Origin of the sequence: Sphaerisporangium sp. NPDC051017 (assembly GCF_040683095.1) — a bacterium.
Classification (GTDB): Bacteria; Actinomycetota; Actinomycetes; order Streptosporangiales; family Streptosporangiaceae; genus Sphaerisporangium.
This window is the reverse complement of the sequence record NZ_JBFBCI010000082.1, coordinates 20,974-29,593: the sequence shown is the minus strand read 5'-3', so window position 1 is coordinate 29,593 and position 8,620 is coordinate 20,974. Positions and strand designations below refer to the sequence as shown.

10 protein-coding genes are annotated in these 8,620 nt (G+C 70.6%); 6 read left to right on the top strand and 4 right to left on the bottom strand.

Translation table 11 applies throughout. The annotated features are described in order from the left end of the window. The 3 genes from AB0M95_RS37400 to helR form a co-directional block, all read left to right on the top strand. A partial coding sequence (locus AB0M95_RS37400) for a VOC family protein (RefSeq protein WP_363775394.1) occupies nt 1-308 on the top strand: 308 nt, incomplete at its 5' end. A gap of 574 nt (nt 309-882) precedes the next feature. Continuing rightward, nucleotides 883-1,413, top strand: coding sequence for a glycosyltransferase (locus tag AB0M95_RS37395; protein WP_363775391.1), 531 nt, complete (start codon nt 883-885; stop codon nt 1,411-1,413). 1 nt (nt 1,414) lies between these two features. Then, the gene (helR, locus tag AB0M95_RS37390) at nt 1,415-3,562 is read left to right on the top strand and encodes an RNA polymerase recycling motor ATPase HelR (RefSeq protein WP_363775388.1); all 2,148 of its coding nucleotides are present in this window, start codon (nt 1,415-1,417) and stop codon (nt 3,560-3,562) included. Between the two features lie 8 nt (nt 3,563-3,570). On the opposite strand, the gene AB0M95_RS37385 is transcribed toward helR, so the two are convergent. After that, entirely contained in the window at nt 3,571-3,720 is a 150-nt protein-coding gene (locus tag AB0M95_RS37385; RefSeq protein ID WP_363775385.1) for a WYL domain-containing protein, read from the bottom strand. A 51-nt stretch (nt 3,721-3,771) separates the two neighbouring features. Here AB0M95_RS37385 and AB0M95_RS37380 point away from each other — a divergent pair, with 51 nt between their 5' ends. The 3 genes from AB0M95_RS37380 to AB0M95_RS37370 all read left to right on the top strand — a co-directional run bounded on the left by AB0M95_RS37380 (nt 3,772) and on the right by AB0M95_RS37370 (nt 5,003). Then, on the top strand, nt 3,772-4,362 hold the full coding sequence (locus tag AB0M95_RS37380; protein ID WP_363775382.1) for a DinB family protein: 591 nt from the start codon (nt 3,772-3,774) through the stop codon (nt 4,360-4,362). Between the two features lie 195 nt (nt 4,363-4,557). After that, nucleotides 4,558-4,827, top strand: a complete 270-nt coding sequence (locus AB0M95_RS37375) for a TetR-like C-terminal domain-containing protein (RefSeq protein ID WP_363775400.1) — start codon at nt 4,558-4,560, stop codon at nt 4,825-4,827. After that, nucleotides 4,824-5,003, top strand: coding sequence for a hypothetical protein (locus tag AB0M95_RS37370; RefSeq protein ID WP_363775379.1), 180 nt, complete (start codon nt 4,824-4,826; stop codon nt 5,001-5,003). The genes AB0M95_RS37375 and AB0M95_RS37370 overlap by 4 nt, the downstream gene beginning before the upstream one ends. Nucleotides 5,004-5,060: 57 nt before the next feature. Here the strand turns inward: AB0M95_RS37370 and AB0M95_RS37365 are convergent, their stop codons facing one another. From AB0M95_RS37365 to AB0M95_RS37355, 3 genes are all read right to left on the bottom strand, one after another. After that, complete coding sequence (locus AB0M95_RS37365) at nt 5,061-5,231, bottom strand: hypothetical protein (RefSeq protein WP_363775376.1); 171 nt, start codon at nt 5,229-5,231, stop codon at nt 5,061-5,063. A gap of 66 nt (nt 5,232-5,297) precedes the next feature. Then, nucleotides 5,298-6,551 (bottom strand): transposase, encoded by a 1,254-nt coding sequence (locus tag AB0M95_RS37360; RefSeq protein WP_363775397.1) that lies wholly within the window; start codon nt 6,549-6,551, stop codon nt 5,298-5,300. Nucleotides 6,552-7,371: 820 nt separating this feature from the next. Continuing rightward, a complete protein-coding gene (locus AB0M95_RS37355) occupies nt 7,372-8,394 on the bottom strand; it encodes a multicopper oxidase domain-containing protein (protein ID WP_363775373.1) in 1,023 nt (340 codons plus the stop codon). Nucleotides 8,395-8,620: the final 226 nt, after the last annotated feature.

The window sequence follows — 8,620 nt, the reverse complement described above, 5'->3', positions numbered from 1 at the left end:
CCATGGCCCGGTTCTGGGACGAGGCGATGGACTGGACCCTGCACGAGGTCACCGACGATCATGCGGTGCTGCGCTCCGCCAATGGCGTCGGCCCGCATCTCGAGTTCCTCCGCACGCCCGACGCGAAGACCGTGAAGAACCGCATCCATCTCGACCTCCGGCCGTACCCCGGTGACGATCAAGCGGCGGAGGTCGCCCGACTGCGGGCTCTCGGCGCCACCGACATCGACCTCGGCCAGGGCGACGTGTCGTGGACGGTCCTCGCCGACCCGGAGGGCAACGAGTTCTGCGTCCTCACCCCGCTCTGACGCGGAGCCTTCTACCTGCCGCCCTTCCACCGCGCGGCGTACGGCCGCCCGCCGCCGCTGTGGTTGCTCGCCTGCGGCGCCTGGCAGGCCTTCGGGGAGGCTGGGGCAGGGTACCGTTGGCTCTTCCGCGACCGACCTCGCGCAGTGGGAGATCGGGGCCCCCTCACGCCAGAAACTGTCGCGCGCCACGCAGTCTGGTCCGAAGCCGCCGTTGAGTCATGCCGCACTCCAGGCGCACATCTATCGGACCGGGCACATTGGTGTCTGCTCGCCAGCCTGCGCGATGGCGGGGTGGGTCGGCGGGATGGTCCGCCTCCACCGACGGGCCGCAGTCCTGGGGGTGATCCTCTTGGACCGACGGTACCGGCGTACGCGGCGCGCCACCGCTTTGTGCGGAGGCCGTCCGACCACAGCGGACGATGAGGGAAAGGGGGAGTACCCCTCCTTTCCACTCTCAACGTATAGCGCACCGGGGGGCTTGCCACAAGCCCCGGGTCGTGCCCCAGAATCGTCGGCCGAGGCCGGAACCTGATCGTCGGCCGAGGCCGGAAGCTGCGGAAACGGGGGACGCGAAGTGCGTGTGTTGTTGTCGACGTATGGGTCGCGCGGGGGCGTCGAACCGCTGGTGGGACTCGCGGCGCGGTTGCGGGCACTCGGCGCCGAGGTGCGGGTGTGCGCGCCGCCGGACGAGGAGTTCGCGCAGCGACTGGCCGGTGACGGCGTGCCGATGGCGCCCTTCGGCTGGTCGGCGCGCGCACTGACGACCGGGACTCCGCCGCCGTCGCCGGAGGACCTGCCCCGGCGCGCGGCCGAGTTGATCGCGGGCCGGCTCGACGCGGTCACCGCGGCGGCCGAGGGATGTGACGCGCTGGTGGCGACCGGCATGTTGCCGGCCGTGGCCGGCGTGCGGTCGGTGGCCGAGAAACTGGGCATCCGCTACGTGCACGCGACCTTCCAGCAGCTCACCCTGCCGTCGCCGCACCACCCGTCCACGTCAGGCGAAGCCAAGGCGGGGCGTTGCTCGTCATGGCTCCAGGTTCGTCATGCCGGTCCAGACGCCTTGCCGCGCGCAATGGTGCAAGCGACCCCAGATCGGAGCCGATGACGTGAGCCCTCTTACTACCAGCGCGTTCGACCTTCCCGACCACCTCTCCCCCAAGGCCGACCCGAAGCTGATCGCCGGCGATGAGCAGCACTTCGCGGCCATCGCGGAGAGCCTCGAGCAGTCGATCGCCGACCTGTCCGACCGCCTTGATGCCGAGCGCAGGGCGCCTGGCGGCATTGGACGGCAGGCACTGGACCGGGACTTGGAGATCCACCGGCTGACCGCCCGCCTGCGCGCACTGCGCCGCTTCGGTCTGGACCTGTGCCTCGGGCACATGGTCAGCGCCGACGATCCCGAGCCCGTGTACGTCGGACGACTCGGCCTTACCGACAGCGCGGGTCACCGGCTGCTGCTCGACTGGCGCTCCCCCGCGGCCGAGCCGTTCTTCGGCGCCACCCACGCCAACCCGATGGGCCTGGCAAGCCGCCGCAGGTATCGCTGGACCCGCGGCCGGATCAGCGACTACTGGGACGAGGTGTTCACCTCGGACGGGTTCGCCGGGCACGCCGCGCTCGACGACCAGTCCGCCTTCATCGCCAGCCTGGGCGCCAACCGGTCGGCACGGATGCGAGACGTGCTCGCCACCATCCAGGCCGACCAGGACGCCATCATCCGCGCGGGATCCCGCGGCGCTCTGGTCGTCGACGGCGGTCCGGGGACGGGGAAGACCGTCGTCGCCCTGCACCGCTCCGCCTACCTGCTCTACTCCGACCCTCGCCTCGGTCACCGCCGGGGCGGCGTGCTGTTCGTCGGCCCGCACCAGCCCTACCTGGCCTACGTCGCCGACGTCCTCCCCAGCCTCGGAGAGGAGGGCGTGCAGACCTGCACCCTGCGGGACCTCGTGGCCGAGGGAGCCGCGGCGGCGATCGAGGCCGACCCGGACGTGGCCGTCCTGAAGTCGTCCGCGGACCTGGTGAAGGCGATCGAGAAGGCCGTCATGTTCTACGAGAACCCGCCCACCAAGGGGATGACGGTCACGACCCACTGGTCCGACATCTGGCTGAGCGCCGACGACTGGGCCGAGGCGTTCGAAGCACCAGAACCCGGTACTCCGCACAACGAAGCGCGCGACCAGATCTGGGAGGAGCTGCTCACGATCCTGGTGGACAAGCACGACGGCGAGGCCTCGGCCGACCTGGTCCGCAGGTCGCTGCTGCGGGACAGGGAACTGCTCACGACCTTCAACCGCGCGTGGCCGCTGCTCGAAGCGGCCGACCTCGTCGGCGACCTGTGGTCGGTACCCGCCTACCTGCGGATGTGCGCTCCCTGGCTCAGCCTCGACGACGTTCGGAAGTTGCAGCGCGCGGACGCGCAGGCCTGGACGGTGTCCGACCTGCCGCTGCTGGATGCGGCGCGGCAGCGGCTCGGCGACCCGGAGGCGTCACGCCGTAAGCGCCGGCACGACGCCTCTGTCGCCGCTCAGCGCGAGCGCATGGCGCGGGTCGTCGATGATCTGCTCGAGGCCGATGACGACGGTGAAGGTGCGGTGACGATGCTGCACGGACAGGACATACGGGACGCCCTGGTGGACGAGACCGCGGTGCCCGGCACCGAGCCGGACCACCTCGCCGGCCCGTTCGCGCACATCGTCGTGGACGAGGCTCAGGAACTGACCGACGCGGAGTGGCAGATGTTGCTGCTCCGGTGCCCGTCCCGGAGCTTCACCATCGTCGGGGATCGTGCCCAGGCCAGGCACGGGTTCACCGAGTCGTGGCAGGAACGGCTCGAGCGGATCGGGCTCGACCGGATCGACCTGGCCTCCCTGAGCACCAACTACCGGACGCCGGCGGAAATCATGGCGGAAGCCGAGCCGGTCATCCGGGCCGTACTCCCGGACGCCAACGTGCCGACCTCCATCCGCAGCAACGGCGTCCCCGTCGTCCACGGATCCACTTCGGATCTGAACTCGGTCCTCGACACCTGGCTCGCCGCACACGCCGAGGGGATCGCCTGCGTCATCGGCGACCCCACATTCCATACGACGTCCCGCGTCCGGTCGCTGACCCCGGAGCTGTCGAAGGGGCTCGAGTTCGACCTGGTCGTCCTCATCGACCCAGAGACGTTCGGCGAGGGCATCCAAGGAGCGGTCGACCGTTATGTCGCCATGACCCGGGCGACCCAACGACTCGTCATCCTCACGAGCCCCTGACGCGGCCGTCAGCCGGTTCCGGCCATCGCCGCGAGGCGGCGGGCGAGCAGGGCGGCGGCCTCCCGCAGCTCCGGAGGCTCCAGTATCTCCGTCTCGAAGCCCAGCCGGGCCACGTGCATGGCGAGCCAGCCCAGGTCCTCCCCGCCGACGACGGGCACGCACCACCCGTAAGGAACGAATCTGTCCGCAATATGCGGGAGGCTGGGACCATGACCGACCAGACCTGGAACGTCCTGCTCCGAGAACAGCTCTCGTGGCACTGGACCAGACAGTTGCGTGATCGCCTCGACGGACTCACCGACGAGGAGTACTTCTGGGAGCCTGCGCCTGGCTGCTGGAGCGTGCGCCCGCGTGGTACCGGCGCCGCACCGGCGCAGTTGGGGTCCGGCGCGATGACCCTCGACGTCGCGAGGCCGGCGCCCGACCCGCCACCGTTCACGACGATCGCCTGGCGACTCGGGCACGTGATCGTCGGCGTCCTCGCGGTGCGCAACGCCGCGCACTTCGGTCGCGCGCCCACCGACTACCGGTCGTTCGAGTACGCCCCGACCGCGGCCGAGGCGCTGGCCCAGCTCGACGCGGAGTACGCCACGTGGCTGGCCGGGGTCGAGTCCCTCGGCGAAACCGGCCTCGCCCGCCCGTGCGGGGCGGCGGAGGGTCCGTACGCCGAGCTTCCCCTGGCGGCGCTGGTGCTGCACATCAACCGCGAGCTGATCCACCATCTGGCCGAGGTGTGCCTGCTCCGCGACCTCCACCTGCACACCCACCGGCAGCCCCCGGCGGGGGGCGAGGTGCGATGACCCGCCCACCGAGCCGATCGAGGGCAAGGACGTCGGTCAAAGAGTGAACGTATGAGCCGGGTTCAACGCCGTGCCGACCGCGGCCGGACCACAACCGCGCGAGTTGCGACGCCGCCGAGGAGCCACCCTTTCGCCACCGCCACGGCCCTGCCACCTGACAGGGTGACCACCCTTGGGCTCCAAGGTAAAACCTAGATCGATCCCGAGCTGCTGGCCCGGGCGGCCGGGCCGCGGCGCGCGGTCGAGCTGACCTACAGCATGCTGCGCGCCTACGCACTGGACGAGCCCGACCTGACCGACGCGGTCCGGCTGATGCGCAGCATGCTCCACGGCTTGATCAACCTCGAGGCCACGGGCGGGTTCGCGCACGCGCGCCCGGCGGAGGACTCCTGGGTCCGCTGCCTCGACGCCCTGCACACCCTCTTGGAGCACTGGCCCGCACACCGTGAAGGAGACCCGAAATGACCAGCCCCGCGGTCGGCCGCCTGCGCGTGGACGGCGCCACCCTGCACTACGAGGTGCGCGGTACGGGCCCGCTCCTGCTGCTGATCCCCGGCGGCACGGGCGGCGCGGCCTCCTTCGACGGCGTCACCGACGACCTGGCCGCCGACGCCGCCGCTCAGAGGCGATGGACGCGGTAGGCCCCGGTGACGTACGGCAGGCCGAAAGAGTGCGGGTGCTGCTCCGGGCGGCAGGTGTCAGCTCGGGATGAGGCCGCTCAGGCCGCTGGCCTGGGTGCGCCAGTCGGTCTGGTTGGGGGTGCCTCCGGCCCAGCGCTGGCCGATCCTGTTGAGGGGGTCGCGGTCGGCGGTCCAGATCGAGTCGGCCTGCTGTTGCGCGTACCTGCGGTAGGCCGCCGATCCCGTCACCCGGACGAGGTCGGCGAATTGACGCGCTCCCCGGCCTGAAGGGCCGGGGATTCAGCCCGTGCCGCGTCATGCGGCACCTCTGTGGCTTCCTGCTTCCTCGACCGTGCCCTTCTCACCGCGCCGGGGCGCGGAGGTCCGGGTCTTACCAGTCTCCACAGGCGTTTTGGGTCTCCGCTTCCCGCCCATCTCAGGCACGGGTTTCCGTCCAGCGGCGACCTGCCGCCTCCCGGCGGCCAGGATGTTACGTGCGGCGTTGACGTCCCGGTCGTGGACCGCCCCGCACAGGCAGGTCCACTCCCGGACGTTCAGCGGCATCGACCCGGCGACGGCCCCGCAGTCCGAGCACAGCTTGGAGGAGGGAAACCACCGGTCGATCCGATGAAAGGTCCGCCCGTAAAGGGCGGCCTTGTACTCCAGCATGGTCACGAACTGCGACCAGCCCGCGTCGTGCGTGGACTTGGCCAGCCTGGTGCGTGCCAGTCCCGCCACGGCCAGGTCTTCCACGTAGATCGCTTGGTTCTCGCGAACTATCCGGGTGGACTGCCGGTGGTGGAACTCGCGGCGCGCGTCGGCGACCTTGGCGTGCTGCCGGGCGACCTTCCGCCGGGCCTTGGCCCGGTTGTTCGAACCCTTGGCCTTGCGGGCGAGCGCTTGCTGGAGCTTCTTGAGTTTCTTCTCGGCCCGGCGCAGGAAGCGCGGGGAGTCGATCTTCCGCCCGTTCGACAGGACCGCGAAGTGCCCCAGCCCCAGGTCGATGCCGGTCTCGGCGTCCACGGGCGCAAGAGGGCGTTCACCGGCTTCGACGACGAACGAGGCGAAGTACCGTCCGGCCGCGTCCTTGACCACCGTCACGCTGGACGGGTCGGCAGGCAGGGCGCGCGACCAGCGGACCTCCACGTCCCCGATCTTCGGCAGGCGAAGCCTCCCGCCGGGCGTGACGCAGAAGCGGGCGTTCCTGGTGAAGCGGATCGCCTCCCGGTTGTCCTTCCGAGACCGGAACCGGGGCGGGCCCACCTTGGGCCCCTTCCGCTTCCCAGTGTCGAAGAAGTTCCGGAACGCCTGGTTCAGGTCCGCCAGCGCCTGCTGCAACACCACAGCCGACGCCTCACCCAGCCAGGAGCGATCCGGGGTCTTTCTCGCCTCGGTGATGACCCGCTTGGACAACTCCCCATCGCTGATGTACGGCAGCCCGGCGTCGCGGGCGTCGGACCGTGCGCGCAGCCCGTCGTTGAACACCACCCGCGCGCACCCGAACGCCCGAGCCAGCGCGACACGCTGACCAGCGGTCGGGTAGAGACGGAAGTTGTACCTGAGCTGCACGGCGCCAACGGTACCCCGGAACCGGACCGAACGAATGAGTGTTCGAGAAATCCGCGACCACCTGGTCGCCGCATCGACATCGCCTGCTGGCGAACATCGCGGTCCGCGTGCCGGTCGCCCCCGGCCCCGACGGACGTGCGGCCGAGCGACGACCCTCCGGGCTAGGTGGCGGTCCCAGGACCGGTCGAGCCAGACGGCGTCCCCGGTGACGCCGTCGTCGATGCTGCCCCATGCCATTTCGTCCGGGTCCGACACGTGCAGCACCAGACGGCGGCCGTTGATGCGCTTCTCCGGCACCGGGAACGTCTCCTGCCCGGCCTTGGAGGGGTCCAGCCTGTCGCAGGACAGCGCGCACACGACGGGCTCGGCGGCCGCGCGGGCCGGTGCGGCGGGAAGCAGTCCGGCCGACGCTCCCAGCAGCAGGACGAGGGCCAGGGCCGCCGCCCGGACGAGGCGGACGCCGGCGTGGCGGGCGGCCACCGCCGATCGGATGGGCAACATGGTTCGGCTCCAGGTGGGGGGTCGGTCTGGAGGATCGCGTCGTCCGGCCTGCCTCCGTGGTCGGACGGACGTTCGTGACAACGTTGTCAGAGCACGCGGCCGTCCACGAGGGAAAGATCGAAAGGGGTGGGTCCCGCCCAAACTACGCCCGCTCATCCCCGTTGAGAAGCCCCCGCCAGGTTCCGGGTGGCGGAGGTTCACAAGATTCTTACTGGATGGTCAGATCCGGTGGTCGTTGGACACCCGCGCCGGCGGCCCAGCGGCCACGCCCCGGAACAGCCTGGCGGGGCGGCGACACGGCGGCGCGGGTGACGGGCCGTCAGTGGGACATGTCCATCGAGTGCCCCGGATCCGTCGACTGCCCCGGAGTCATCGGGTGTCCCGGTACGTTGCCGTTCTTGTCGGTCACCATGAAGACCCCGGCCATGCCCATGTCCGAGTGGCTCTGGACGTGGCAGTGGTACATCCACGCCCCGGGTCCGACACGCTCGCCGGCGATCACCTGGAAGCCGAACGACTCGGCCGGCCCCGTGATCTTGGTGTCGATGACGCGGCTCGTGTCGTTCGGGCCGTCCAGCAGGCCGGTGCGGTTGTCGGCCCAGCGGTGCCCGTGGATGTGGAACGTGTGGAAGAAGTCCCCGTGGGTGATCACGATGAACTCCACCCGTTCGCCGAGCTTGGCCGTGAACTGGGGTGCGTCGTGGGCCGGCCGGTTGTTGATCGTCATGTCGTTGAAGACGACGGTGAACGTCTTGTCGGGGAGCACGTCGCCCTTACGGCGGACCACCAGCGCCCCGTAGAGCCCCCTGCGGATGCCGCCCGTGCCGTGGTCGGTCCCGACGACGTGGTCGTGGTAGTGCCAGTAGCCGGCGCTGCCGGGCTCGATGGTGCCACCCGGGCGGCGGCCCTGCGTGTGGGTGCGCCAGACGTAGGTGCGCCGGCCGCCCGGCTCGACCACGCCGTCGTTCATGCGTGTGCCGTCGCTGGCCGTGTCGTAGTCGACCCCGTGCACGTGCAGGCTGGCCGTCACGTCGGCGTTGTTGACCACCTCGATCTCGAGGGTCTCCCCCTCGACCATCTCGATGAGGGGTCCGGGGATCGTGGCCTTTCCGGGCTCCAGGCCGTAGGCGAGCTGGCCGTCGGGCAGCTTCTCGGCGTAGAGGGTCATGCGGCGGACGCCGCCGCCGGGCTTGCCCGCGGGCTTGTCGGCCTGGGCCGCGCCGGCCTGACTCGATGGTACGAACGGTGCGATCGCCGCGGCCGCCGTGGCGGCGGCCGCGGACGTGGTGAAGACACGGCGGGAGAAGAGGCGCTTGGTCGTGCCTCTGCCTTCGTCGGTCATGGTTCCCCAATTCGTGATGACGCCCGCCTGTGTGAGGCGAGCCTCGGCTGCTCGTGGTCGCCGACCGGGGGTCGGCCTGAGGGCGTGGTGGCTCCCGGGCCCGCGGAACGCGGGAGCGTTCCGGGCGGAGGCCGGGCCGGAGCAACGGCACGAAATCAGTGATGCGATTGACGGCGTTTGAGGGACTTTCGATCGAAGTAACCGCCTCTTCTGCTGAAAAGTCAAT